The 24,983-nt window shown below is 64.5% G+C and carries 22 protein-coding genes, 1 rRNA gene and 1 pseudogene; 10 read left to right on the top strand and 14 right to left on the bottom strand.

What is annotated here, in order from left to right; translation table 11 throughout:
* Window positions 1–285: 285 nt before the first annotated feature.
* Window positions 286–669, top strand: coding sequence for a VOC family protein (locus tag RF641_RS00120; protein WP_424572131.1), 384 nt, complete (start codon window positions 286–288; stop codon window positions 667–669).
* 143 nt (window positions 670–812) lie between these two features.
* Here RF641_RS00120 and RF641_RS00115 read toward each other — a convergent pair whose 3' ends face one another.
* Window positions 813–2,114, bottom strand: coding sequence for a cation:dicarboxylate symporter family transporter (locus RF641_RS00115; RefSeq protein WP_047118666.1), 1,302 nt, complete (start codon window positions 2,112–2,114; stop codon window positions 813–815).
* 69 nt (window positions 2,115–2,183) lie between these two features.
* On the opposite strand from RF641_RS00115, the gene RF641_RS00110 reads away from it, so the two are divergent.
* The 3 genes from RF641_RS00110 to RF641_RS00100 all read left to right on the top strand — a co-directional run bounded on the left by RF641_RS00110 (window position 2,184) and on the right by RF641_RS00100 (window position 5,598).
* Complete coding sequence (locus tag RF641_RS00110; protein WP_052772298.1) at window positions 2,184–3,995, top strand: sensor histidine kinase; 1,812 nt, start codon at window positions 2,184–2,186, stop codon at window positions 3,993–3,995.
* Window positions 3,996–4,031: 36 nt separating this feature from the next.
* Window positions 4,032–4,790: a response regulator gene (locus RF641_RS00105; protein WP_424572130.1), complete on the top strand. Its 759-nt coding sequence runs from the start codon at window positions 4,032–4,034 to the stop codon at window positions 4,788–4,790.
* Window positions 4,791–4,857: 67 nt separating this feature from the next.
* Entirely contained in the window at window positions 4,858–5,598 is a 741-nt protein-coding gene (locus RF641_RS00100) for a VIT1/CCC1 transporter family protein (protein WP_424572129.1), read from the top strand.
* 81 nt (window positions 5,599–5,679) lie between these two features.
* Here the strand turns inward: RF641_RS00100 and RF641_RS00095 are convergent, their stop codons facing one another.
* Window positions 5,680–7,596: an AMP-binding protein gene (locus tag RF641_RS00095; RefSeq protein WP_424572128.1), complete on the bottom strand. Its 1,917-nt coding sequence runs from the start codon at window positions 7,594–7,596 to the stop codon at window positions 5,680–5,682.
* A 187-nt stretch (window positions 7,597–7,783) separates the two neighbouring features.
* Here RF641_RS00095 and RF641_RS00090 point away from each other — a divergent pair, with 187 nt between their 5' ends.
* The 6 genes from RF641_RS00090 to RF641_RS00065 all read left to right on the top strand — a co-directional run bounded on the left by RF641_RS00090 (window position 7,784) and on the right by RF641_RS00065 (window position 13,060).
* Window positions 7,784–8,428, top strand: a complete 645-nt coding sequence (locus tag RF641_RS00090; protein WP_047118663.1) for a GntR family transcriptional regulator — start codon at window positions 7,784–7,786, stop codon at window positions 8,426–8,428.
* Between the two features lie 7 nt (window positions 8,429–8,435).
* Window positions 8,436–9,953, top strand: coding sequence for an MmgE/PrpD family protein (locus RF641_RS00085; RefSeq protein WP_047118662.1), 1,518 nt, complete (start codon window positions 8,436–8,438; stop codon window positions 9,951–9,953).
* A gap of 2 nt (window positions 9,954–9,955) precedes the next feature.
* On the top strand, window positions 9,956–10,885 hold the full coding sequence (gene prpB, locus RF641_RS00080; RefSeq protein WP_424572127.1) for a methylisocitrate lyase: 930 nt from the start codon (window positions 9,956–9,958) through the stop codon (window positions 10,883–10,885).
* Window positions 10,886–10,997: 112 nt separating this feature from the next.
* Window positions 10,998–12,140, top strand: coding sequence for a bifunctional 2-methylcitrate synthase/citrate synthase (locus tag RF641_RS00075; RefSeq protein ID WP_047118660.1), 1,143 nt, complete (start codon window positions 10,998–11,000; stop codon window positions 12,138–12,140).
* Window positions 12,141–12,308: 168 nt separating this feature from the next.
* A complete protein-coding gene (locus RF641_RS00070) occupies window positions 12,309–12,806 on the top strand; it encodes a DUF2975 domain-containing protein (RefSeq protein ID WP_424572126.1) in 498 nt (165 codons plus the stop codon).
* A complete protein-coding gene (locus RF641_RS00065; RefSeq protein ID WP_047118658.1) occupies window positions 12,806–13,060 on the top strand; it encodes a helix-turn-helix domain-containing protein in 255 nt (84 codons plus the stop codon). The genes RF641_RS00070 and RF641_RS00065 overlap by 1 nt, the downstream gene beginning before the upstream one ends.
* Here the strand turns inward: RF641_RS00065 and RF641_RS00060 are convergent.
* From RF641_RS00060 to rrf, 12 genes and pseudogenes are all read right to left on the bottom strand, one after another.
* The gene (locus RF641_RS00060; RefSeq protein WP_047118657.1) at window positions 13,047–13,544 is read right to left on the bottom strand and encodes an 8-oxo-dGTP diphosphatase; all 498 of its coding nucleotides are present in this window, start codon (window positions 13,542–13,544) and stop codon (window positions 13,047–13,049) included. The two genes, RF641_RS00065 and RF641_RS00060, sit on opposite strands and share 14 nt — an antisense overlap.
* Window positions 13,545–13,565: 21 nt before the next feature.
* Window positions 13,566–14,552: a site-specific tyrosine recombinase XerD gene (gene xerD / locus RF641_RS00055; protein ID WP_082123838.1), complete on the bottom strand. Its 987-nt coding sequence runs from the start codon at window positions 14,550–14,552 to the stop codon at window positions 13,566–13,568.
* Entirely contained in the window at window positions 14,506–15,168 is a 663-nt protein-coding gene (locus RF641_RS00050) for an NUDIX domain-containing protein (RefSeq protein ID WP_424572125.1), read from the bottom strand. The genes xerD and RF641_RS00050 overlap by 47 nt, the downstream gene beginning before the upstream one ends.
* Before the next feature lie 155 nt (window positions 15,169–15,323).
* On the bottom strand, window positions 15,324–17,006 hold the full coding sequence (locus RF641_RS00045; protein ID WP_047118654.1) for a CTP synthase: 1,683 nt from the start codon (window positions 17,004–17,006) through the stop codon (window positions 15,324–15,326).
* Window positions 17,007–17,113: 107 nt separating this feature from the next.
* Window positions 17,114–18,868 (bottom strand): DNA repair protein RecN, encoded by a 1,755-nt coding sequence (recN, locus tag RF641_RS00040; protein ID WP_424572124.1) that lies wholly within the window; start codon window positions 18,866–18,868, stop codon window positions 17,114–17,116.
* 125 nt (window positions 18,869–18,993) lie between these two features.
* Window positions 18,994–20,022 (bottom strand): NAD kinase, encoded by a 1,029-nt coding sequence (locus RF641_RS00035; protein ID WP_047118652.1) that lies wholly within the window; start codon window positions 20,020–20,022, stop codon window positions 18,994–18,996.
* A gap of 91 nt (window positions 20,023–20,113) precedes the next feature.
* The gene (locus RF641_RS00030; RefSeq protein WP_424572123.1) at window positions 20,114–20,905 is read right to left on the bottom strand and encodes a TlyA family RNA methyltransferase; all 792 of its coding nucleotides are present in this window, start codon (window positions 20,903–20,905) and stop codon (window positions 20,114–20,116) included.
* Window positions 20,902–21,105 (bottom strand): hypothetical protein, encoded by a 204-nt coding sequence (locus RF641_RS00025; protein ID WP_424572122.1) that lies wholly within the window; start codon window positions 21,103–21,105, stop codon window positions 20,902–20,904. The genes RF641_RS00030 and RF641_RS00025 overlap by 4 nt, the downstream gene beginning before the upstream one ends.
* On the bottom strand, window positions 21,102–22,118 hold the full coding sequence (locus RF641_RS00020; RefSeq protein ID WP_161450066.1) for an HAD-IIA family hydrolase: 1,017 nt from the start codon (window positions 22,116–22,118) through the stop codon (window positions 21,102–21,104). Before RF641_RS00020 ends, RF641_RS00025 begins: the two co-directional genes overlap by 4 nt.
* 46 nt (window positions 22,119–22,164) lie before the next feature.
* Window positions 22,165–22,971 carry a hypothetical protein gene (locus tag RF641_RS00015; protein WP_424572423.1) on the bottom strand — a complete coding sequence of 269 codons (807 nt, stop codon included), beginning with the start codon at window positions 22,969–22,971 and terminating at the stop codon, window positions 22,165–22,167.
* A 207-nt stretch (window positions 22,972–23,178) separates the two neighbouring features.
* Window positions 23,179–24,450: pseudogene (locus RF641_RS00010) on the bottom strand (hypothetical protein); the annotation flags it as partial.
* Window positions 24,451–24,864: 414 nt separating this feature from the next.
* A 5S ribosomal RNA gene (gene rrf / locus RF641_RS00005) occupies window positions 24,865–24,981 on the bottom strand.
* Window positions 24,982–24,983: the final 2 nt, after the last annotated feature.

Genomic DNA, 24,983 nt, shown 5'->3' with positions numbered 1-24,983 from the left:
GCCTGTTCCTCGCTCACGATGGGTCAACCACACTTCCCGTTATTCCTGACAAAAACTTCGAGCTTTCGGCTCATTTAAAGGTTATCGGGCGGGAGGGACATTCGGCGTATTTTCAACTTTTTCACGGCGAGCCTTTACCTTGAACCTTAACTCAAATGTTGTATGGACGCTGGGTATTTTCTCCGACGCTCCGAAAGGCAGCGAACCCCGGACTCGGGGTCCTCGCGAGGGCACGGACCGTTGCGGACAACGTACCCGAGTGCTCGAATCATTGGAGACTGCACTATGGCCACATCGCAAAAGGAGATTGGGATGTTCAAAAGCTTGCTTGCCAATTGCACGGTTTCGGATCTAAAACGCGCCGAGCAGTGGTACATGAGACTGCTTTCCCGCGAGCCGGACCGCCGCCCGATGGATGGGCTGCTGGAATGGCACCTCGGTCACGGGTTCGGGCTTCAAGTCTGGCATGAGCCTGAACGCGCCGGCCGCTCTACGGTCGTGTTGGAAGTTTCCAATCTCGATTCGGAGGCACTTCGGCTATCCAAGGCGGGATTCGTCCATGGCGGACCGGAACAGGGCGGTGGGGCACGGATCCTGCAGCTGGCAGATCCCGATGGCAATCGGATAGTCATCGCCGGCCCCGGCGTCATTCCGGACCCCGGCGAGTGAACGCACGGCCAATCTCAGTTCCACACCGTGCATAACCCGTGGCCTGTGCAGAGCGGCGTTCCAGTGGCGGTTAATGAGAAACATCCGCCCTCCCGCTGGGTGCGGGAGGGCGGATGCTTGCGAGGCTGGTGGCCGGTTGGCGGCTAGTGCATGCTTTCTTCCATGAGCGCCTCGTCGAACGGGCGCTGTCCGGAGAGCACTGCCTTGGCCTGGTCCAGGTCTACCTCGTGGGTCCACTTGCCGATCAGCAAGGTGGCTACCGCGTTGCCGGTGAAGTTGGTCAGCGCTCGGGCCTCGGACATGAACTTGTCGATGCCCACGATCACGCCCATGCCGCCGAGCAGCTCCGGGCGGTGCGCCTGCAGGCCAGCGGCCAAGGTGGCCAGGCCGGCGCCGGTCACGCCGGCTGCGCCCTTCGAGGCGATGATCATGAAGACCAGCAGGCCGATCTGCTCACCGAGGTTCATCGGCATGCCCATGGCCGTCGAGACGAACAGCGCCGACATGGTCAGGTAGATGGCAGTGCCGTCGAGGTTGAACGAGTAGCCGGTCGGGACGGTGATGCCGACCACCGGCTTCGAGACACCCACGTGCTCCATCTTGGCGATCAGGCGCGGCAGGGCCGACTCGGAGGAGGAGGTCGAGAAGATCAGCAGGTACTCGCGGGCCAGGTACTTCAGCAGCAGGAAGATGTTCAGGCCGGTGACCAGGCGCAGCATGGTGCCCAGCACGAAGACGATGAAGATGATGCAGGTCAGGTAGAACGCGCCCATGAGGATGGCCATGGAACCGATGGCGGCCCAGCCGGTGGCGCCCACGACGGCGGCGATGGCGCCGAAGGCACCGATCGGCGCAACCCACATGATCATCATCATGATGCGGAAGACGACCTTCTGGATGGCCTGGATGCCGTGCAGCACCGGTTCGCCACTCTTGCCCATGCCCTGCAGCGCGAAACCTACGAACAGTGCGACCACCAGGGTCGGCAGCACCGGCAGGGATCCCGGGATCAGCGACATGAAGAAGTCGACGGTGCCGTTTTCGGTCTTCGGCTTGTTCGGATCGTAGGGCTGCAAATCAAGGCCCTCGCCCGGGTGGATGATGTTGCCCACGACCAGGCCCAGGGCCAGCGCGAAGGTGGACATGCCGATGAAGTACAGCAGCGCCAAGCCGCCGACCTTGCCCACGGTCGCAGCCTTGGCGATGGAACCGATGCCGAGCACGATGGTGCAGAAGATCACCGGGGCGATGATCATCTTGATCAGGGCGACGAACCCGTCGCCCAGCGGCTTCAGGGCCTTGCCCAGATCAGGGGCGACCAGGCCGATGATGGCGCCGAGCACCACCGCGGCGATCACCGAGATGTAGAGCCAGTGCGTCCGGTCCTTCTTCTTTGCCTGCTGCGGCGCATCGGATGCCGCCGAATCGTGCTCGGTGATAGCCATGAAAGTGACCTGTCTTGTGAGTGGGAACCGCGACGGCGTCGTTGCCGGACGGCATTCCGTAGAATCGTTATGTCCATCGTGCGCGCCTTCGTGATTTTCATCTCCGTTGAGTTCATATTGGTCACGCACACCAGTGCAGCCACGGCCGGCCGGCCGCGCGGCGGCCACGCGAAGGGGGAAGCCTTGACCGATCATTTCGCCGATCACCCCTTGCCCCGCCCGCTGGATTCCCGCAACGACCCGGCCCCGCTGACCCGCGACGGCTGGTCCTTCGCGGTGCTGATCTTCTCGGCGCAGATGCTCGTGGTGCTGCTGGTGGTCGCCGGGCTGGCGATCGCCACCTACCAGCAGCAGAACCGGGTAATCCTGGAGGACAAGCAGTCAACGGTGGCGGCCATCTCCATCACCCTGGCCAACGACCCGTTCGTCAGCCAGGCCCTGGCGGGCAAGAACCCCACCGAACAGCTGCAGCCCTATGCGAACGAGATCCTGAACCGCGCCCCGGTGGTGGACTTCATCACGATCATGACCCCCGACCGGATCCGCGTCACCCACCCCGACCCGGAGCAGATCGGCAGACCCTATTCCGGCTCCACCAGCCAGGCGCTGCACGGTGAGGTCTACAACGAGCAGGCCGTGGGCACGCTGGGCAACTCGGTACGCACCATCGCCCCGGTCTACCACCAGGGCAGGCTCGTGGGCATGGTGTCCACCGGCATCACGCTGCACAACCTGCAGCTGATCTACCGCAGCGAAATCCCGCAGATCCTGCTGGTCTCCGCGCTGACCCTGCTGCTGGCAGGCTTCAGCGCCTGGTTCTTCTCCCGTTACGTCAACCAGGCCACCCTGGGTTTCGGCCCGCACGGGCTGCGCCGGCTGTACGCGTTCTACTTCTCCGCCCTGCACTCGGTGCGCGAGGGGCTGGTGCTGCTGGACCGTCGGCACCGCATCGTGCTGTACAACCAGGAAGCGGCCCGGCTGCTGGGCTTGCCCGAAGAAGTCCCCGGCGAGGGCATGGATCCGCAGGAAGTGCAGATGCCCGAGACCCTGCGCGAGCTGATGGTCACCGGGCGCAGCTGCAAGGACGAAATCCATCTGGGCGCCCACACCGTGCTGTCAGTTTCCCAAGGCCCGGCGAAGCTGACCAATACGAACCTGCCGCGCGTGGGCGGTTCCTGGCGCGGCTGGTTCGGCATCCAGCCGCTGACCGGGCAGGTGCTCACGCTGCGCGACCTGACCGAGGTGCAGGAACTGGCCGGCGAGCTGCAGTCGCTGAAGACCTTCTCCACCGCGTTGCGCGCCCAGACCCACGAGCACGCCAACCGGCTGCACACCATCGCCACGCTGATCGAGAACGGCAAGGTCGACCAGGCGCTGGCCTTCGCGGTGGACGACCGGCAGCACTCGCAGCAGCTGACCGACGCGATCGTGCACAGCATCGACGACGTCTACCTCTCCAGCCTGCTCGTGGCCAAGGCCGCCCAGGCCCATGAACGCGGCATCCAGCTGGACATCAGCGCGCAGGGCGTGATGCCCACCGACGCGTTCGCCGCCACCGACATCGTCACCATAGTCGGCAACCTGCTGGACAACGCGCTGGACGTCTCGGTAGGCACCGAGGATGCCACGGTCTGGGTGGAGGTCACCGCACTGGACGACGAGCTGATCATTTCGGTGGCCGACTCCGGACCTGGCATCGAGCCCGAGTTCCTGGAGAACCTGCTGCGCTTCGGGGTCAGCACCAAGTCCGGGGCGCAGCCGCGCGGGCTCGGGCTGGCCCTGGTCCAGCAGGCGGTGCTGCGCCTGGATGGCACAATGAATGTGGACAACGACGCCGGGGCGATCTTCACGGTGACCTTGCCCTTCACCCCGCGCAGCTAGCCCGCGCCGAGGGCACAACGATTTCGGGAGGAGCCGATGGGCACCATGCAGACCGCGAACACCCCCGGGCCGGGAACCCTGCACCCGCTGCGGGTGCTGGTCGTCGACGACGAACCCGACACCGCCGCCGCCCACGCGGCCTTCGTCAACCGCATCGAGGGCTTCACCGCGGCAGCGGTGGCGGGCAACGGGCAGCAGGCGCTGAGCCTGCTGGCCGACGCGGTGCAGGCCGGCGAGCCCTTCGACCTGGTGCTGCTGGACATGACGCTGCCCGACCTGCACGGCATCGACGTGGCCAAGCGCATGCGCGGGCGCGGGCTGACAACCGACATCATCGCCATCACCGCGGTGCGCGACCTGGCGGTGGTGCGCTCGGCGGTGGCCACCGGCATCACCCAGTACCTGATCAAGCCCTTCACCTTCGCGGTGTTCGCCGAAAAGCTGGAAAACCACCGCCGCTTCATCGCCTCCATGCGCTCCACCGGGCCGGACGCCAGCCAGGCGGCCCTGGACACCGCCTTCTCCGCGCTGCGCACTTCGAGCGCCTCCACCACGCTGCCCAAGGGGCTGATCCCCGAAACCCTGGCGCAGATCAGCGAGCATCTGAATGCGAGCGCCGGCACAGCCTTCTCCGCCACCGAGCTGGCCGACCAGCTGGGCATGTCCCGGGTCACCGCCCGCCGCTACCTGGAACACCTGGCCGAGTCGAAGGCCGCGGTCAAGCAGCCCCGGCACGGCACCCGCGGACGCCCGGAATACGAGTACAGGGCCGTGTCCGCGTTCTCCGGCAGGTAACCCATGCCAAACTTACCCAAGCCAAACCATCCTTGTCAGCGCCCGATCCACGGCGCATGATGGCAGTATGAGCAATGAAAACCAGGATATCATCTCCGCGATCCAGCACCCCGGCGAAGCCCACGGCGAGCAGAACGTGGGCCAGCGGCTGAACTGGCTGCGCGCCGGAGTGCTCGGCGCCAACGACGGCATCGTGTCAGTGGCCGGCGTGGTGGTGGGTGTCGCCGCGGCCACCCCGAACAATCTGGCAGCCATCGCCACCGCTGGCATCGCGGCCCTGGTCGCCGGCGCCTTCTCCATGGCCGGAGGCGAATACGTCTCGGTCAGCACCCAGCGGGACACCGAGCGCGCTCTGCTGGCCAAGGAACAACGCGAGCTGCGCGAGCAGCCGGAGGAGGAACTTCAGGAGCTCGCCGGGCTGTACCGCCAGCGCGGGCTGTCCGAAGAGCTGGCCCTGCAGGTCGCCCGGGAGCTGACCAGCCACAACGCGTTGGCGGCGCACGCGGAGGTGGAGCTGGGCATCGACCCGCAGGAGCTGACCAGCCCGTGGCATGCCGCGCTGTCCTCCTTCATCGCCTTCACCGTCGGCGCGCTGATCCCGCTGGCCATGATCCTGCTGCCCTTCGGCAGCGAAATCATCAACACCGCGTTGGCTGTGGTGCTGGGACTGTTCCTCACCGGCTGGATCAGTGCGCGGCTGGGCGGCGCCCCGCTGGTTCCGGCCATCGTGCGCAATGTCCTGATGGGTTCGGCCACCATGGCCGCCACCTACCTGATCGGCCTGCTCTTCGGCGTCGCGGTCAGCTGAGGCTTCCGCCCCGATTAAACACCCGTGCCCTGCCTGCGACGATTCGCACGCAGGGCACGGGTGCTTCGGGGTCGCCGGGCTCTAGGCTTCCGGACGCAGCAGCGGCATCAGGTCATCGAGCACCGCGGTGTCCTCGATGGTCGAAGGCACGGTGTATTCCTTGCCGTCGGCAATCTGGCGCATGGTCTTGCGCAGGATCTTGCCCGAGCGGGTCTTGGGCAGCGCGGCGACCACGGTGACCTCGCGGAAGTCGGCCACCGGGCCGATGTGCTGGCGCACCAGGGCCACGATTTCCTTCTTCAGCGCTTCCTCGTCGGCTTCGACGCCGGACTTGAGCACCACGTAGCCGCTGGCCCGCTGGCCCTTGAGCGCGTCGGCCAGGCCGATGACCGCGCATTCGGCCACGGCCGGGTGGCTGGAGAGCACCTGCTCCATGGCGCCGGTGGACAGCCGGTGGCCCGACACGTTGATCACGTCGTCGGTGCGGCCCATTACGAACAGGTAGCCGTCCTCGTCCAGGAAACCCGAGTCGCCGGTGAGGTAGTAGCCTTCCAGCTGGCTCAGGTAGGTGTCGATGAAACGCTGGTCGTCGCCCCACAGGGTGACCAGCGCGCCCGGAGGCAGCGGCAGGCGAACCACGATGTTGCCTTCCTCGCCGGTGGGCACCTCCTCGCCCAGAGCGTCGCGGATCTGCACGTCGAAGCCCGGCACCGGGGTGGTGGGGCTGCCGGCCTTGGCGGGAAGCTGTTCCAGGCCCAGCGGGTTGGAGGCGATCGGCCAGCCGGTTTCGGTCTGCCACCAGTTGTCCACCACCGGGATATTCAGCAGCTCGGAGGTGAAGTGGTAGGTGTCCGGGTCAAGGCGTTCGCCGGCCACGAACAGCGCCCGCAGGCTGGACAGGTCGTGGGAGGTCATCAACCCGCCGGTCGGATCCGCCTTGCGCACCGCGCGCAGCGCGGTCGGGGCGGTGAACATGGTGGTGACCTTGTGGTCTGCGATGATGCGGCCGAACACGCCGGCATCCGGGGTGCCCACCGGCTTGCCCTCGTAGAGCACCGTGGTGGCGCCGGCGATCAGCGGCGCGTAGACGATGTAGGAGTGTCCCACGACCCAGCCCACGTCCGAGGCGGTGAACATGGTGTCCCCCGGGTGCACGTCGTAGATGGCGTTCATGGAGAACTGCAGCGCGGTGGCGTAGCCGCCCGTGTCGCGCACCACGCCCTTGGGGGCGCCGGTGGTTCCGGAGGTGTACAGCACGTACAGCGGGTGGGTGGACGGCACCGAGACCGGCGCGGCAGGCTGCGCGGTTTCAGCCAGCTGGTCCCAGTCAAGCCAGTTGATGTCCTGCCCGTTGATCGGCTTGCCGTGGTATTCCTCGATCGAGTGGGCGAAGCCGTCGCGGTGCGCGACGATGACGTCCTTGACCGCAGGCTCGGCGAGGCTCAGCGCCTCGGCGACGGCCGGCAGGTACTCGATGCGGCGCGAAGGCTCGATGCCGCCGGTCGCTGCCACGATGGCCACCGGCGCGCAGTCGGTGATGCGCGCTGCCAGTTCCTTGGGGGCGAAGCCGCCGAAGACCACCGAGTGCACCGCGCCGATGCGGGCGCAGGCAAGCATGGAGACCAGGGCCTGCGGAACCATCGGCATGTAGATCAGCACGCGGTCCCCGGTCTTGACTCCGCGTTCGCGCAGCACGCCGGCGAAGATCTCGACCTCGCGCAGCAGCTGCGCATAGGTATAGGTCTGGACTGTCCCGAGCATGGCCGAATCGTAGATCAACGCGGCCTGGTCGCCACGTCCGGCGGCCACGTGGCGATCTAGCGCATTGACCGACAGGTTCAGCATGCCGTCGGGGAACCAGCTGTACAGCGGCTTGCGCGAAGCATCGACGGCTGATGTCGGCACCGTATCCCATTGGATATCCTTGGCGGCCTCAAGCCAGAATGTCTCCGGATCAGTGCTCGCGTGATCAAAGGCCTGGCGGTAGGTCTGCGCCATGGTGTTCTCCTCCGGCGTCGGGCGTCGCTGCCCGGCGTCCTGTTAAATATCTGGACTCGTCCTCGTATACATAAGCCTATGACTACAGTCACACAATCACAACATCCGTGTATACATATTTCGTACTTTTCTAAAATATTTTCCGAGCTTTGCCCCATTTGACTCGGTTTGTGTATACACTCGAAGCATGAGAGCAAGTGACAAGGTCTACGAAAGCCTGCGCACCGACATCGTCGAGTGGCGCTTGCACCCGGGAACCGTGCTTGCCGAGGTTGAACAGTCGGAACGACTAGGTGTTTCCCGCACTCCGGTACGCGAAGCCCTGGCCCGATTGGTGGCCGACGGATTGGCGGTTCCTCAGCGGGGCCGCGGAGTGGTGGTTTCAGAGGTCAGCGAAGACCATCTGGAAGATCTCTTCGTGCTGCGCCGCGCACTGGAAATCACCAGCGCCAGGCAGGCCGCCTTGTCGGAAAACCGTGCTCAGTTCGCATCCCTGGCCGAGGATTTCGACCGGTCGGTGCATCTGGCGGATCTCTCCGGCGCCCGCGACGACTACTACCAGCTGGTCGCCCGGCTCGACGAGATGGTCGACGACGCGGCCAACAACCCGTACCTGGCCACCGCGCTGCGCACCCTGCGCGTGCATCTGCAACGGGTGCGCCGGCTGGCCAAGGACAATCCCGACAGGCTGCGCGACTCGGCCCGCGAACACGCGGCCATCGCCTGGGCGATTGCCGAGGGGAACGCAGAGGTGGCGGCGGCCGCCACCACCGTTCACCTCCACAAATCTTTTACACACATCAAGACATACACAGTTGGATCCGAAAGGTAGCATCTCCATGATCAACCACCCAGTACGCGTATACCGCTCCGAGGAAAACCTGGCCCGCGAAGACCAGCTGGCCCACAAGATCGCCACCGTCGCCGCCGACCCGGTCGAGGTCACCAGCGAAGTCACCGAGATGATCATCAACCGCATCATCGACAACGCCTCGGTGGCCATCGCGTCGCTGAACCGCGGCCCGATCGTCGCGGCCCGCGCCCAGGCGCTGACCCACGCGCCGTCCACCGGCGGCCAGGGCGCCTCGGTGTTCGGCATCTCCGAGAAGGTCTCCCCCGAGTGGGCTGCCTGGGCCAACGGCGTGGCAGTGCGCGAGCTCGACTACCATGACACCTTCCTGGCCGCCGAGTACTCCCACCCGGGCGACAACATCCCGCCGATCCTGGCCGTGGCGCAGCACACCGGCGCTTCGGGCAAGGACCTGATCCGCGGCATCGCCACCGGCTACGAGATCCAGGTCGACCTGGTCAAGGCCATCTGCCTGCACAAGCACAAGATCGACCACGTGGCGCACCTGGGCCCATCGGCCGCAGCCGGCATCGGCACCCTGCTGGGCCTGGACGTCGAGACCATCTTCCAGGCCGTTGGCCAGGGCCTGCACACGACCACCGCCACCCGCCAGTCGCGCAAGGGCGAAATCTCCACCTGGAAGGCCCACGCCCCGGCCTTCGCCGGCAAGATGGCAGTTGAGGCAGCCGACCGCGCCATGCGCGGCCAGACCTCCCCAGTGCCGATCTACGAAGGCGAAGACGGCGTCATCGCCTGGATGCTGGACGGGCCGGACGCAGCCTACGAGGTTCCGCTGCCTGAGGCCGGCGAAGCCAAGCGCGCCATCCTCGACACCTACACCAAGGAGCACTCGGCCGAGTACCAGGCGCAAGCCTGGATCGACCTGGCCCGCAAGCTGCACGGCGAGCACCCGGAAGCCGCGGATCCGAAGAACGTGAAGTCGGTGCTGATCAAGACCAGCCACCATACCCACTACGTCATCGGCTCCGGCGCCAACGACCCGCAGAAGTACGATCCGACCGCTTCGCGCGAGACCCTGGACCACTCGATCCCGTACATCTTCACCGTTGCACTACAGGACGGCGCATGGCACCACGTGGATTCCTACTCCCCTGAGCGTGCCGGCCGCGCCGACACCGTTGAGCTGTGGAACAAGGTGACCACCGAGGAAGACGCCGAGTGGACCCGCCGCTACCACTCACTGGACATCGCAGAGAAGGCCTTCGGCGGTTCGGTGGAAATCACCCTGAACGACGGTACCGTGATCACCGATGAAATCGCCGTCGCCGACGCGCACCCGCTGGGCGCACGTCCGTTCGCCCGCGAGCAGTACATCAACAAGTTCCGCACCCTGGCCGAGGGCCTGGTCGACGAGGCGGAGATCAACCGCTTCATCGCCGCCGCCGAGAACCTGGAGAACCTTGCAGCCGGCGAGCTGGACCAGCTGAACATCCAGGCCGCCGACGGTGTCATCAACCTGGAAACCGCACCTAAGGGACTGTTCTAATCATGTTGTACTCAACCAAGCCCCCAGCCGCGAAGCGCGTAGCGCTGCGCGAAATGCTGACCCCGGGAGCTGCCCGCCAGTTCCCCGGAGCCTTCAACCCGCTCTCGGCCAAGCTGATCAGCGAGAAGAACTTCGACGGCGTCTACATCTCCGGTGCGGTGCTGGCCAATGACCTGGGCCTGCCGGACATCGGCCTGACCTCGCTGACCGAGGTCGCCACCCGCGCCGGGCAGATCGCCCGCATGACCGACCTCCCGTCGATCGTTGACGCCGACACCGGCTTCGGCGAGCCGATGAACGTGGCCCGCACCATCCAGGAGCTGGAATACGCCGGCCTGGCCGGTTGCCACATCGAGGACCAGTTCAACCCGAAGCGCTGCGGGCACCTGGATGGCAAGAACGTGGTGGATACCGAAACCATGCTCAAGCGCATCGCTGCCGCCGCCGACGCACGCATCGACGAGAACTTCCTGATCATGGCCCGCACGGACATCCGTGCGGTCGAGGGCCTGGCTTCGGCCGTGGACCGCGCCAAGGCCATGGTGGATGCCGGCGCGGACGCGATCTTCCCGGAGGCCATGAAGAACGTCGCCGAGTTCGAGGCGATCTGCAATGCAGTGGACGTGCCGGTGCTGGCCAACATGACCGAGTTCGGCAAGTCCGAGCTGTTCAACCGCCAGGAACTGGCAGATGCCGGCGTCGCGCTGATCATCTACCCGGTCACCCTGCTGCGCAGCGCCATGGGCGCGGCGGAGCGGGTGCTGGACGCGATCAGCGAAGACGGCACCCAGCAGCGCGAAGTGGATAACATGTTAACCAGGTCACGTCTGTACGAGCTGGTGGACTACGAAGCCTACAACCGGTTCGACACCGGAATCTTCAACTTCCAGGTCCCAACCCTGGACATCGAATCCAACAGCGCGAATCTCTAAACAGGAGCCACCGCACTGTGGCAGCGTCCGGTTGCGCGGGCCGTCTGAATTCTTCGACGGCCCGCGCTACCGGCCTAAAAGTCTTGAAAGACAATTCAGGAGGAGTACGACCATGAGCACGAGCACCGAAGACATCAAGAAGGGTCTGGCTGGAGTCGTCGTCGACTACACCGCCGTATCCAAGGTCAACCCAGAGACCAACTCCCTGCTCTACCGCGGCTACCCGGTACAGGACCTTGCAGCATCCAAGTCCTTCGAAGAGGTTGCCCTGCTGCTGTGGAACGGCGAACTGCCGTCCCAGAGCGAACTGACCGAATTCACCGCCTTCGAGCGCGCCAACCGCACGCTGGATCCGGCCGTCAAGGCCGCCATCGACCTGTTGCCGGCCGACTGCCACCCGATGGACGTGGGCCGCACCGCGGTCTCCGTGATCGGCGCCAACCACTCGCAGTCGGAGAACTCCTCCGTCGAAGCCGAGCTACTGAAGTCCAAGGAGCTGTTCGCCGCCTTCCCTGCTGTCGTGGCCTACGACCAGCGCCGCCGCCGCGGCCTGGACGTCGTCCCGCCGCGCGACGATCTGGATTACGCAGCCAACTTCCTGTGGATGACCTTCGGCGAAGAAGCAGCGCCTGAGGTTGTCGACGCTTTCCGCGTCTCCATGGTGCTGTACGCGGAGCACTCGTTCAACGCGTCGACCTTCACCGCTCGCGTGATCACCTCGACCCTGTCGGACCTGCACTCGGCAGTCACCGGCGCCATCGGCGCCCTGAAGGGCCCGCTGCACGGCGGCGCCAACGAGGCCGTCATGCACACCTTCACCGAGATCGGCATTGACAAGGACGAGTCCCGCGAGGACGCCGCCAAGCGCGCCAAGGCCTGGATGGAAGAGGCCCTGGCAGCCAAGAAGAAGGTCATGGGCTTCGGCCACCGCGTCTACAAGCACGGCGACTCCCGCGTTCCGACCATGAAGGCCGCACTGGATCGCATGATCGAGCACTACGGCCGCCACGAAATGCTGGGCCTCTACGACGGCCTGGAAGCTGCCATGGACGAGGCCAAAGCCATCAAGCCGAATCTGGACTACCCGGCAGGCCCGACCTACCACCTGATGGGCTTCGACACCGAGATGTTCACCCCGATCTTCATCGCGGCGCGCATCACCGGCTGGACCGCACACATCATGGAGCAGCGCGCCTCGAACGCCCTGATCCGCCCGCTCTCTGCCTACAACGGCCCGGAGCAGCGCGCACTGTAAATAGTAGCGCCTTGCCGCCGGCCCGGACCTCGCGTCCGGGCCGGCGGTTTTTTGTGTCCGCCGCACGTCCCCACGGGCGAGCGCCTCCGAATGGGATTGCCTGAATATCGATCAGGAGTTATCGTTTAACGATAGATACCATCTGTCAAACGATAAGTAAGGTGAACTGTGAGCCGATTCAGCATTGTGGCACTCAGGGGGATTTTGGCTGTGGTCCTGGCTGGGACGCTTTTTGTCCAATTGGTCATGGTGCCGATGATCGCGGTGAACGAGGTGTCGCGCCCCGGAGCTCCGGAAGTGCCCGCGGTCGCGCTGCTCGCGTACTTGGTCCTGGCCGGGATCGTCATCGAGATCTGCTCGGTCTGCGTCTGGAAGCTGGCCACCCGCGTGGCCCGCAGCACGGTGTTCGACCCGGCATCGTCCAAATACGTCGGACCGATCATCTGGTCGATCGCCGCCGGATCGCTGGCCACCTTCGCCCTTGCAGCCCTGCTGGCGCCCGGCGAGGATATCGCCCCGGGAATGGTCTTGCTCATCGGCGGCTTCGGAATCCTGCTGGCCGGAATCTCGGTGATCGTGTTCGTCTTACGCCAGCTGCTCATCCAGGCCACGCAGACCGAAGCGCAGGCCGCCGCCCTGCGCACCGAGCTCGGCGGTGTCATCTGATGGGCATCCGTGTCGATATCGACGTCATGCTCGCCAGGCGGAAGATGGCGGTCGGAGAGCTGGCAGAACGCATCGGCATCACTCCGGCCAATCTGGCGGTATTGAAGAACGGGCGGGCCAAGGCGGTCCGCTTCACGACCTTGCAGTCGTTGTGCGAGGTCCTGGGCTGCCAGCCCGGGGACCTGCTCGTCTACGAACCCGACAGCGCCCAAGCCGAAGCCGGGCAGGACACCACGCCAGCTACCAGGGGCTGATCTGCACCGACTCGACGCCGAGGTTGTCCTGCGCCATGATTACTGTCGCGGTGAACATCTCGCCGCCGATGATGAGCGGAAGCCAGCGCTCCGCGTCTTGCCACATGTGATCGACCGGCAGGTTGGCCACCGGGTACCAGCGCGGTTCCAGCTCCTCGCTGGCCACCGGCTCACCCTGGTAGCTGGTCGCCAGGAAGACTTGGCAGTCCATGTCCGAGGCAGGCCGTGCGGGAAAACGGAACAGGATCGTGGCCCGGTGGACCGGGGCGCCTTCTGTGACTTGCAGCCCCGTCTCCTCTTCCAGCTCCCGGATCGCGGCGGCCGCGGCCTGCTCCCCCGGCTCGATTTTTCCGCCGGGGGCCACCATGTTGCCGGCCCCGAAGCCGGTGAGCTTGCGGCCCAGCAGCACCTCCTGCCGCTCGCCCTGGCCACGCAGGACCAGCATCAGCACCACCGGCTGGGGATGGATCTTGTTTGCGCTCATGATTGCTCTCCTGCTGGGACTCTAGTTCACGCGCGGGTGCGCCAGCTGATAGGCCTCGCGCAGTGAATCGACGCTGACCTTGGTGTAGATCTGGGTGGTGGTCACCGATGCGTGTCCCAACAGCTCCTGCACCACGCGCACGTCCGCACCGCCCTCCAGCAGGTGGGTGGCGAATGAATGGCGCAAGGTGTGCGGCGAGACTTCGGTGCTGATACCGGCCCGCTGCGCGGCCTTGGACAGGATCATCCAGACGGACTGCCTGGAGAGCCGCCCGCCGCGCTGGTTCAGGAACAAAGCGGGAGTGCCTTTGCCCCTGGCCGCCAAGCCGGGACGGGCGCGGACCAGGTAGTCGCTGACCGCGCGCTGGGCATAGGCCCCCACGGGGACTACTCGTTCCTTGGAGCCCTTGCCGAACAGCCTGACCACCGAGTCATCGGAAAAATGCAGATCGTCTACGTCCAGCGCGACCACTTCGGAAATGCGCGCCCCGGTGGAGTACAGGAATTCAAGGATTGCGCGGTCGCGTAGCCCGGCCGGGGTGTCCACCGCGATTGACTCGAGGATGCTCGTGACCTCGGCGATGGAAATGGCCTTGGGCAGCGATTGTCCCACCGCGGGAGGCTGCACCTCGCGCGCCGGATTAGGGGCGCAAATGCCTTCCAGTTCCCAGTACTTGTGCAGCTGCCGCACCGCCACGGTATGGCGGGCCACCGAGCGGGCGCCGAGCGGTGGGTGCACCTCGTCGCCACGAGCCAGCTGCTGCAGGTACCCGTTGACGTGCGCCTCGGTGATGGCGTCGGGAGTTCCCACGCCGGCCTCTTCCAGCGTTTCAAGATAGCGGGTCAAATCCCGCCGGTACGAGGACAGCGTGTTCTCGGCCAAGCCGCGTTCAATCGCCAGGTGCTGCAGATAACGGCGCAAACCGGGGGCCAGCGAGGGGCCCAAAGCGGTTTCGGCTGGCTTACTGATTGCGAAGCCCCGGGTGCACGTCGAAGGGCTCCTCGGCATCGCGCAGCGTGGCATAGCCAGTGGCGCGGGCCGCGTTGGCCGCCAGCAGGCCGATGACCGCCGTCGGGTTGTGGATCTTTCCGGCTAGCACCTGGGCGATGGCTTCGTCCAGCGGCACCCATTCGGTGATCATTTCTGCTTCCTCGTCGGTACGGATGTGGCGATGGTCTTCGGGGACCAGCTCGACTCCGCGTGCCAGATAGATGCGCACGGCTTCGGAGGATGAGCCCGGGCTCAGGAACACGTCGGTGAGGATCGACCACTGCTGCGCGGTGCGGTCGGCTTCTTCCCACAGCTCGCGCTTGGCGGCGTCCAGTGGCGGCTCCCCCGCGATGTCCAGCAGACCGGCTGGCAGCTCCCACAAACGCATCCCCACCGGGTGCCGGTACTGGTTGACCATGAGCACACGTTCGCTCTCGTCGATCACCAGCACGGTGACCGCTCCGGGGTGCTCGATGTAGTCGCGTTCGATGACGGCGCCTTCGTCGGACAGCTCCACGGAATCATGCAGCACATTCCAGATCCGGCCTTCGTACACGGTTTCGCGGGCGACCAGTGTGCGCGGGGAAAGTTCGTCCGAGATCTGCTGGCTCTGCACGTTGTGGTCCTTGCTCATGAAACTTGGTTCTCCTGTACTAGACGGCGGGTCCGAAAATTCGGCTGGCTCCATGTCCAGCTTAAATGCATACGCGCCGGTCACGATGACCGGCGCGTATGGCTTCAGCTCTGACGCTGCCTGCGAGGCGCCGTCAGCGGCTGAAGTGTGGCTGTTTAGACGTCGCGCTGAGCGATTGCCGCTTCCACCAGACCAGCGAACAGCGGGTGCGGGCGGGTTGGGCGGCTGGAGAGCTCAGGGTGGGCCTGGGTGGAAACGTAGTAAGGATGAACGTCCTTCGGCAGTTCCACGTACTCGACCAGGCTGTTGTCCGGCGAAGTTCCGGAGAAGACCAGACCTGCTTCCTCCAGCTGCGCGCGGTAGGCATTGTTGACCTCGTAGCGGTGGCGGTGGCGCTCTGCGACCTCGGTCTTGCCGTAGGTCTCGGCGACGACGGAGCCTTCCAGCAGCTTCGCGTCGTATAGGCCAAGACGCATGGTGCCGCCCAGGTCGCCCTTGCCCTCGACGATGTCCAGCTGCTCTTCCATGGTCGCGATGACCGGGGTCGAGGATGCTGGATCGAATTCGGTTGAGGAAGCCTCCGGCAAACCAGCCATGTTGCGAGCGTACTCGATCACCATGGACTGCAGGCCAAGGCATAGGCCCAGAGTAGGCAGCTTGTTCTCGCGGGCGAACTTCAGTGCGCCGAGCTTGCCTTCAAGGCCGCGGATGCCGAAGCCGCCCGGGACGCAGATCGCCTCCGCGCCGGCCAACGCCTTCTTGGCACCGGCTTCGGTGGCGCATTCGTCGGATGGGACCCAACGGATGTTGACCTTGGCCTGATTGGCGAAGCCGCCAGCCTTCAGTGCTTCGGTGACGGACAGGTAGGCGTCCGGCAGGTCGATGTACTTGCCGACCAGCGCGATGGTCAGTTCGGTCTTCGGATTGTGCACCACGTCCAGCAGGCGGTCCCAGTCTTCCCAGTCCACATCACGGAACTTCAGGTCAAGGGTCTGCACAATGTAGGCGTCCAGGCCCTGGGCGTGGATGACCTTCGGAATGTCGTAGATGCTCGGGGCATCGGCGCAGTTGATAACCGCTTCGGTATCCACGTCGCAGGTGCGGCCGAGTTTGGCGCGCATCTCGTCCGGGATCTCGCGATCCGAGCGGATGACCAGCGAGTCAGGCTGAATGCCGATCGAGCGCAGGGCTGCGACCGAGTGCTGAGTAGGCTTGGTCTTCAGTTCCTGGCTTGGGCCGATGTACGGAACCAGGGAAACATGGACGAAGAACGCGTTCTTTCGGCCGATGTCCTGGCGTACCTGGCGTGCTGCCTCCAGGAATGGCTGGGACTCGATATCGCCAACGGTGCCGCCGATTTCGGTGATGATGACGTCGGGAGCCGACTTGCCTTCACCCGGTTCGGTGGCGGCCAAGCGCATACGGCGCTTGATCTCGTCGGTGATGTGAGGGATGACCTGGACGGTGTCGCCAAGGTACTCGCCGCGGCGTTCGCGTTCGAGGACGGTGGAGTAAACCTGTCCGGTGGTCACGTTGGCGCTGCCCGGTAGGTTCTCATCCAGGAAACGCTCGTAGTGTCCGATATCCAGATCGGTTTCGGCGCCGTCATCGGTAACGAAGACTTCACCGTGCTGGAAGGGGTTCATGGTACCTGGATCGACGTTCAGGTACGGATCGAGCTTCTGCATGGTCACAGAAAGACCACGAGCTCGAAGAAGATGTCCAAGGCTGGATGCCGTCAAACCCTTACCCAGGGAGGAGGCCACACCGCCGGTGACGAAGATATGCTTTGTCGTTTCAGACGACCGAGAATCACGAGTATTATTACGCTGCACCACGGGATTTCATCCTATCACCATTCTTTTACCAAGCATCCACACTCACTGTAGTGCACGGGTTCGCGAAGCCCTAGTTTGCTTCGAGATTTGCGCGCCGACGTTGAAAATCAAGGCTTCTTCGATTCGCTGGCGGTGAGCGAACACACTAATTTTTGCGCATCCGCCAGCAATTCTTCAGCATGCGCCTGCGCCGTATCGGATTCTTCCTGCCCGGCAAGCATGCGCGCCAGCTCGCGGATGCGGGCTGGCTCATCGAGAGCGACGACGTCGCTGGCGGTGAACCCGGCCCCAGCGTTGGATTTAGCATCCGAATTCTTGATGACACGGATGTGCCGGTCGGCGTAGGCGGCGACCTGCGGCAGGTGGGTCACGATGATAACCTGAACATGACGGGCCAGCATGGCCAAACGTTCGCCGATGCTGACCGCCGCCTTGCCGCCGACGCCTTGGTCGACCTCGTCGAAGACAAACGTCGGCACGGGATCCACGGCCGCCAGCACCACTTCGATGGCCAGCATGACGCGGGAGAGCTCGCCGCCGCTGGCGCCCTTGCCCAGCGGGCGCGCAGAAGCCCCGGCATGCGGCGCGAGCAGCATGGAAATCGAATCCTGGCCGAAGGCTCCCGGTTCTTCGAGTTCGTTGACCTCAATGACGAGCTTGGCATCAGGCATGGCCAGTGCGGTCAACTCCGCCGAAACTCGGGTCGACAGCTTCTTGGCGGCCTTGCGGCGGGCGTCGGAAAGGTCGGAGGCTAGCGCCGCGACCTTCTGTTCCAGCGCGACGACCTCATCTTGGAGCACTTCGATGCGCGAGTCATCCCCTCCCAGAGATTCCAGGCGTTTACGAGCGGTCTGCGCCCACTCGATGACTTCGTCGATGCTGGGTGCGTATTTGCGCAACAGCTTGCCCAGGTCTGCGCGGCGCGCCTCGACCTGCGCCAGCAGCTCGGGGCCTTCCTCGTCCAGATCCGCCACGTAACCGGCAAGATCGCTGGAAAGCTCCGACGCCAGAATGCCGAGTTCAGCGGCCCGTTCAGCAAATCCGGAGAGCACCGGGTCGTCCCCGCTCGCCTGGACCAACACTCCCCTGGCTGTTTCAACAAGGGTGGTGATTCCAGGGCTCTCGAAGTCCTCGGAGTCGATGACAGCCTGGGCCTGCAGGCTGGCGTTGCGCAGGGACTCGATATTGCCCAGCTTCATGGACTGCTCGCGCAACATGTCGTCTTCTCCGGGCTGCGGATCCAGCGAGTCGATTTCATCCAGTGCCAGGCGGAGGTTCTCGGCCTCCCGCACCCGGTTGCGCGAATCCTGCGTCAACGAGGCCAGCTCCTTGGTGGCTGCGCGCCATTGGCGGTAGCTGCGCTGGTAGCTGCCGAGGATACGGGCTACGCCGCTGCCGGCAAATCGGTCGAGCGCGTCACGCTGGGCCCCGGGCTCCTTAAGGCGGATCTGGTCGGACTGGCCGTGCACGGCCACAAGCTCCTGGCCCAGTTCAGCCAGCAAGCCGACAGGCGCGCTGCGCCCGCCTACGGTGGCCCGTGAGCGCCCCTGCGCCGACAGCGACCGCGAGAGCAGCAGTTCACTGCACTGGCCAGCCGGTTCGATGAAGGCGCCGGCCTGGGCGGCCGCGTCGAGCACGTGGTGGTCAGGGTCCAAGTGGATGACGGCCTCCGCCAGGGCATGGTCAGCCCCGGTGCGCACGGCGCCGGCATCTGCGCGGCGTCCCAGCAGCAACGAGAGCGCGGTGATCACCATCGTCTTGCCTGCACCGGTTTCACCGGTGACAACCGTCAGCCCGGGGCCGAGCGGCAGGGTGGCATTGGTGATGACGCCCAGGTTGGAGATCGAGATTTCCTGAATCATGGCCTGCTCCCGAAAGTCGAGTTCAAGTTCAAACGTGCACGATTAGTATATGTGTTCTAAGCGCACTTTCGTAGCTAGATTCGAAGAAGTGGAAAACTTATGGCGTTTTCCGCTGCAGGGAAGGTCTATGGGCGAGGCTCGTCCCCGCTGCCGACCATGGGGATTCCGGGCTCGTCCTTATGGTGCGGTTCGACGCTCTGCAGACCCGGACCGATCACCGGAAGCGCGGTGGTGGCGGCCCGCCGCATGTCGTCCTTGGCCGGCCCGCGCCAGCCGGTGATCGGCAGTTCGAACTTGTTCACCAGGCGCTCGGAGAACGGGGTGGTATTCAACCGCGCAAGGCGCACCGGCGTGTCGCTGCGCGTGACCTCGATACGCGCTCCCGGCGGCAGGTCGATGGTGCGGCGGCCGTCGCACCACAGCACTGCTCCTGCATCCGTGCGCGTGAGCATTTCCACGGCCATCACCGAGTCGGGCGACACGACCAAGGGTTTGGCGAAGAGCGCGTGGGCGGAGATCGGAACCATGATCAGTGCAGCCACGTCCGGCCAGACCACTGGGCCGCCGGCAGAGAAGGAGTAGGCCGTCGAGCCAGTCGGAGTGGCCATGACGACGCCGTCGCACCCGAAGGTGGAAATCGGTCGGCCATCGACCTCGATGACCACCTCGACCATGCGTTCACGGTTGGCCTTTTCCACCGCTGCTTCGTTCAGCGCCCAGGTTTCGGCCAGGCAGATATTGTCTTGCCAGACCTTGACCTCAATGGTCATGCGCTCCTCGACGGTGTAGGTCTTCTCGACCAGCGCCTTGACGGTGGCTGCCAATTCGGTGCGCTCAGCTTCGGCCAAGAATCCCACGTGGCCCAGGTTCACGCCGACCAGCGGCAAAGGGGCGGCGCGGACTAATTCCGCGGCGCGCAGCACCGATCCATCGCCGCCGAGGACCACACCCAACTCGATGTCTTCCACCGCGCAGTCGTCATGCAGGATTTCAACACCGGGAACAGGCTCTCCGACAGCGCGAATCACCGCTTCCTGGTCCTTGGCCCGCATGACCGGTACGGTTCCGGCTTCGGCAAGCAGTTCGCAGGTTTCCAGCGCTGCAGCGATCGCTTCTTTTCGGCCGGTGTGGGCGAAGACTAGGATCTTGCGCAAGGCGGCGTGCCCCTCTCAACAGTGATGAGTGATTGGCTCTGCGATATGCAGTCGGTTTCCCTAAGTTCTCGGAAAACGCCGCATCTCTTAACTAAGAATAGTCAACGGCATGGATCATTGCGGATTTCTCGGCATCATCCTGCGATTTCGCTGCAGCGCTGAGCCAGAGGAAAAACTCCATGTTGCCGTCCTGGCCGGCCAGCGGGCTGCGCGCCAGACCTCGCAACGCGAGACCGCATTCAGCGGCCTTGGCGACCACTGATTCCACCGCGCCTTGGCGCAGCTGGGGGCTCGTGACAACGCCGGTGCGGTTCAGGTGTTCGCGCCCGACCTCGAACTGGGGCTTGACCATCAGCACCAGCGAGCCGCCGGGACGCGTCGCCCCGGCCAGCGCCTCGAGCACAAGGCGCAGCGAGATAAAGGACAAGTCCCCTACAACCAAGTCGACATCTCCACCGATATCCTCCGGCGTCAGGTACCTGACGTTCAGCCCCTCATGGACCGATACGCGGGGGTCAAACCGGATTTCGTCGACGAGTTGGCCATGGCCGACATCGGCGGCGACCACGTGGCCGGCTCCCCGCCGCAGCAAGACGTCAGTGAATCCTCCGGTGGAAGCCCCTGCGTCAAGGCAACGCAAACCTTCAGGAGAAATGGTGGTAAATACATCCAGGGCGCCGGCAAGTTTGTGCCCCGCCCGGGAAACGTAGTGCTCCCCTTCGACCTGGGTGAGCACTACTGACGTTGAGTCGGATACCTTCTTGGACGCCTTGGAGGTTTCCAGCCCATCCACGAGCACCCTGCCTGCCTCGATGAGCTTGGCGGCTTCGGTGCGCGAGCGCGCCAAGCCGCGTACCACCAGCTCCTGGTCCAGACGGTTCACGAGCCTGACTCCGATCGATTCAGTTCCTGCTGCAGGCCGCCGAGCAGCTGCTCGTAGATGCCCGCATGCTCGGTAACGTCATGGTCTGCCAGGGAGGAGAGCGCGGCTTCCAGCGCCTGCTCGTCGAACTGGGGCGCACCGCCGTGCATGGCGCCGGGGACCCCGGTACGCGGCGTCGGCGCGGAAGGAAGATCGCTCACTGCTTTTCACCGTTCTTGCGGCGCAGCATCTGCAAGCCGCGCGAGGTGAATTCGATTTCAGGGGATTCATGGGTGCTCTGGCGCGGGTGCGCGAGCCACCAGGCGTGGCAGGCCGCACGCCAGGCGTTGAGATCCGACTCGTTGCCGTCGACGGCGATCTTGCCGTTGTCGATGCGGGCCACCGCATCACCGACCTGCACGCCGTAGCCCAGCACCTTGATGGTCGGGTAGGGACGGTAGATGTCGGCCAGCGTGGCAATTAGGTAGTTCGGGCGTTGCTCCACCGGTGCACCGAGTGCGGTGGCAGGGGTGTCGACACCCGTGAGCACCATGGCGGTGGAGAATCCGGCATGGAATCCGCCGAGGATATCGGTGTCAAGGCGGTCGCCGAGCACCAGCGGGCGCTTGGAATCCAGGCGGTCCGCGGCGCGGGAGAAGAGATAGGATTCGGGTTTGCCGGCCACACGGGGGGTTACCCCGGTGGCCAGCTTCACCGCGTGGACCAGCGATCCGTTACCCGGGGCAATGCCCTCGGCGCGCGGAATGGTCAGGTCCGTATTCGTGGCAACCCATTTGGCGCCGTTCTGGATTGCGTAGGAGGCCTCAGCCAGGTCGTTCCAGGAGACCTCTGGATCGAATCCCTGGATAACCGCTACCGGTTCGTCCTTGTGGGATTCGACCACTTCAAGGCCCCGTACCGCGATGCATTCTCGCAGATACGGGGAGCCCACCACCAGCACCTTGCTGCCGGGATTCAATTCACGCGCCAGCATCTCCGCCCCGGCATCTGCCGAGCCGAAGACCTGTTCCGCGCTAGTCTTCACGCCCAGCTGGCGCAGGTGCGCCGCGACCGACATGGGCGAACGTCCGGCGTTGTTCGTGATGAACGCGTGTGCCACGTTCACCTCGGCCAGCGCGTTCAGCGATTCCACTGCGTCGGGAATCGCGTTCGGTCCGGCGTACACGACGCCATCCAGGTCGGAGAGGACAGAATCAAATCCGGAGATCAGCATGGGGAGGTGGTTCCTACTTCATCAAACGACGGGTACTACTGCGAGTCTACTTTGCGGCGTCCTCGTCGGTGATCTCCGAGACCTCGCCGGAGATGTGATCAGCGTCAACCTCGGCCAGACCGTCTTCCTCGTCGATACCGGTTTGCTCGGCGGTCGATTCGGTGTCGTCCTCTGCGCCGGATTCGGCGGTTTCCCCAGACGAAGCGCCCTCTTCAGGGGTTTCGTCGGAGTCAGCTGCTGCCTCGGAATCGACCAGATCGCGGGCACGAGGAGCTTCTTCTTCCTCCTCGTCCATCTCGGGAGCAAGATCGACGATGAAGGACTCGGTCTCTTCCTCGATGCCCAGGGCACGTTCGGCTACTGCAACCTGCTTCTCCCAACGGGCGGCTTCCTCGGTGCGGCCGGCGGCTGCGAGCAGCTCGGCGTAGACGGCGAACAGGCGAGGGCTGAAGGAGAAGGCACGGTTGAAGTTCAGCTGCTCCAGGGACTCCAGTGCGGCCAAGGCCTCATCAAGCTTGCCGAGGTCTGCGAAGCAGCCGGCCAGGACGATCTGCATCTCGACCTTGACCGATGGTTCCAGATTGGCGGACTCTTCGGATTGGGCCAGCTCGATGGCCTTTTCCACACGGCCCAGGCCGCGCAGCGAATCAGCGATCAGCGGCAGGTTGTAGTCCGAGCCGGAGATACGGCGGTGGGTGCGCAGCTCGCGCAGCGAATCGGCGTACTTGCCTGCGTGGTAGGCGGCGATGCCAACGGCCTCGCGGACCACCGCCACGCGTCCGCCACGGCGGGAAGCAGCCAGGGTGTGCTCGTAGGCCAGCTCTGGATCCTCTTCCAGCAGACGGCCGGCCATCACCAGGTGCTTGGCAACCCAGCTGGCGGACCGTTCTTCCAGGTAGCGCAGCTGGGCGCGGGCGACGCGGTCCAGTTCCTTGCCGGTGACGTCCTCATCGATCTCCGGGGACTGCGAGCGGTCTGCTCGGTTCGAAATACGCAGATCACCAGGGTTGTGCGCCTTCGGCTCCTGGGCGCGGGGATCTTCGAACTTCTTCTCGCCACGAGGCTTGAAGTCACGATCGTTGCGCTTGAAATCGCCGCCACGATTGTCGTCGCGGCGCTTGAAGTCGCCTCGGTCGTTGCTGCGCTTGAAACCGCGATCATCATTACGGTCGTCCCGGCGCTTGAAGTCGCGTCGGTCGTTACTGCGCTTGAAAGCGCGATCGTCATTGCGGTCATCGCGGCGCTTGAAATCGCCGCCACGGTTGTCGTCATTACGGCGGAAGCCAGCACGGTCATCATTGCGGTCACCGCGGAATCCGCCACGGTTATCGTCACGGCGCTTGAAGTCTCCACCACGGTTATCGTCACGGCGCTTGAAGTCTCCACCACGGTTATCGTCACGGCGCTTGAAGTCGCCCCCACGGTTGTCATCGCGACGTTCGCCACGGAAGCCACCGCGGCTGTCGTCGTTACGGCGGAAGCCACCGCGCTCGTCATTGCGGTCATCGCGGCGCTTGAAATCGCCGCCACGGTTGTCGTCGTTACGGCGGAAGCCACCACGATCATCATTGCGATCCCCGCGGAATCCGCCACGGTTATCGTCACGGCGCTTGAAATCGCCACCACGGTTGTCATCGCGACGCTCGCCATGGAAGCCACCGCGGCTGTCGTCATTACGGCGGAAGCCACCACGATCATCATTGCGATCCCCGCGGAATCCGCCACGGTTATCGTCACGGCGCTTGAAATCGCCACCACGGTTGTCATCGCGACGCTCGCCACGGAAACCACCACGGCCATCGTTGCGGTCGCCACGGAAGCCACCGCGGTTATCATCGCGACGCTTGAAGTCGCCACCGCGGTTGTCGTCATTTCGCTTGAATCCGACGCCACGGTTGTCATCGCGGCGTTCGCCACGGAATCCACCGCGGTTGTCGTCGTTACGGCGGAACCCACCACGATCCTCATTGCGATCCCCGCGGAACCCGCCACGGTTGTCATCGCGGCGCTCTCCACGGAAGCCACCGCGGTCATCGTTGCGGTCGCCGCGGAATCCACCGCGGTTATCATCGCGGCGCTTGAAGTCGCCGCCACGGTTGTCGTCATTTCGAGTGAATCCGCCACCGCGGTTATCGTCACGACGCTTGAAATCGCCGCCACGGTTGTCGTCACGGCGCTCACCACGGAATCCGCCACGATCATCGTTGCGCTTGAAACCGCTGTTGTTGTCATCGCGACGCTTGAAACCGTCGCGGGAGTTGTTGCGGTTTGAATCTGAGTTCCGGAAGTCGCCCTGTCCATTGTCGGAACTACGGCGGAAATCGTTAGACATTTAATGTCCCCTTCAGCGGATATCTCAATACCGCAACCTTCGTGTTCGCCTCAGCAAAACACTTCACTATTTACAAATCACCATGCATCAATGGCATGTACGTCTAGTTCAAGTCTACGGGAGTAAGCACTTCTACCATAGGGATTCGCCTCTAATGTGTGCAGACACTCATGTGACCAGAAGCAGCTACTAATCCGCACCCACGATTCGGGCGAGGCTCATGAATAGGCAGCAAGGAGTTCCGCCGCATGCCCAGGTATGTTGCTTCTTTCCCCGTTAAACAAAAAAGGGGGGAGCCACCGCTCCCCCACCCCACCGGCAGGCCGTCCCGGCCAGACCACCCGCCCCGTGGATCCACCGGTTAAACCAGCAGAAGGCCCCAACACTGTTGGAGCCTCCCACTTCTCAAGTTAAGTCCGGCGGTGACCTACTCTCCCACACCCTCACGAGTGCAGTACCATCGGCGCAATGGGCCTTAGCTTCCGGGTTCGGTATGGGACCGGGCGTTTCCCCCACGCTATGACCGCCGTAAC

Origin of the sequence: Arthrobacter sp. 'calajunan', assembly GCF_046940185.1 — a bacterium.
In the GTDB taxonomy this organism is placed as follows: Bacteria; Actinomycetota; Actinomycetes; order Actinomycetales; family Micrococcaceae; genus Glutamicibacter; species Glutamicibacter soli.
Note: the sequence above shows the minus strand (reverse complement) of the source record. Positions and strands in the feature narration are given on the sequence as shown.

What these genes read in the sequence shown, in the direction of transcription:
- RF641_RS00120 (WP_424572131.1), top strand. Translation starts at nt 286, where the DNA reads ATGGCCACATCGCAAAAGGAGATTGGGATGTTCAAAAGCTTGCTTGCC.
- RF641_RS00115 (WP_047118666.1), bottom strand. Translation starts at nt 2,114, where the DNA reads ATGGCTATCACCGAGCACGATTCGGCGGCATCCGATGCGCCGCAGCAG.
- RF641_RS00110 (WP_052772298.1), top strand. Translation starts at nt 2,184, where the DNA reads ATGTCCATCGTGCGCGCCTTCGTGATTTTCATCTCCGTTGAGTTCATA.
- RF641_RS00105 (WP_424572130.1), top strand. Translation starts at nt 4,032, where the DNA reads ATGGGCACCATGCAGACCGCGAACACCCCCGGGCCGGGAACCCTGCAC.
- RF641_RS00100 (WP_424572129.1), top strand. Translation starts at nt 4,858, where the DNA reads ATGAGCAATGAAAACCAGGATATCATCTCCGCGATCCAGCACCCCGGC.
- RF641_RS00095 (WP_424572128.1), bottom strand. Translation starts at nt 7,596, where the DNA reads ATGGCGCAGACCTACCGCCAGGCCTTTGATCACGCGAGCACTGATCCG.
- RF641_RS00090 (WP_047118663.1), top strand. Translation starts at nt 7,784, where the DNA reads ATGAGAGCAAGTGACAAGGTCTACGAAAGCCTGCGCACCGACATCGTC.
- RF641_RS00085 (WP_047118662.1), top strand. Translation starts at nt 8,436, where the DNA reads ATGATCAACCACCCAGTACGCGTATACCGCTCCGAGGAAAACCTGGCC.
- prpB (WP_424572127.1), top strand. Translation starts at nt 9,956, where the DNA reads ATGTTGTACTCAACCAAGCCCCCAGCCGCGAAGCGCGTAGCGCTGCGC.
- RF641_RS00075 (WP_047118660.1), top strand. Translation starts at nt 10,998, where the DNA reads ATGAGCACGAGCACCGAAGACATCAAGAAGGGTCTGGCTGGAGTCGTC.
- RF641_RS00065 (WP_047118658.1), top strand. Translation starts at nt 12,806, where the DNA reads ATGGGCATCCGTGTCGATATCGACGTCATGCTCGCCAGGCGGAAGATG.
- RF641_RS00060 (WP_047118657.1), bottom strand. Translation starts at nt 13,544, where the DNA reads ATGAGCGCAAACAAGATCCATCCCCAGCCGGTGGTGCTGATGCTGGTC.
- xerD (WP_082123838.1), bottom strand. Translation starts at nt 14,552, where the DNA reads ATGCCGAGGAGCCCTTCGACGTGCACCCGGGGCTTCGCAATCAGTAAG.
- RF641_RS00050 (WP_424572125.1), bottom strand. Translation starts at nt 15,168, where the DNA reads ATGAGCAAGGACCACAACGTGCAGAGCCAGCAGATCTCGGACGAACTT.
- recN (WP_424572124.1), bottom strand. Translation starts at nt 18,868, where the DNA reads ATGATTCAGGAAATCTCGATCTCCAACCTGGGCGTCATCACCAATGCC.
- RF641_RS00020 (WP_161450066.1), bottom strand. Translation starts at nt 22,118, where the DNA reads ATGCTGATCTCCGGATTTGATTCTGTCCTCTCCGACCTGGATGGCGTC.
- RF641_RS00015 (WP_424572423.1), bottom strand. Translation starts at nt 22,971, where the DNA reads ATGGCCGGCCGTCTGCTGGAAGAGGATCCAGAGCTGGCCTACGAGCAC.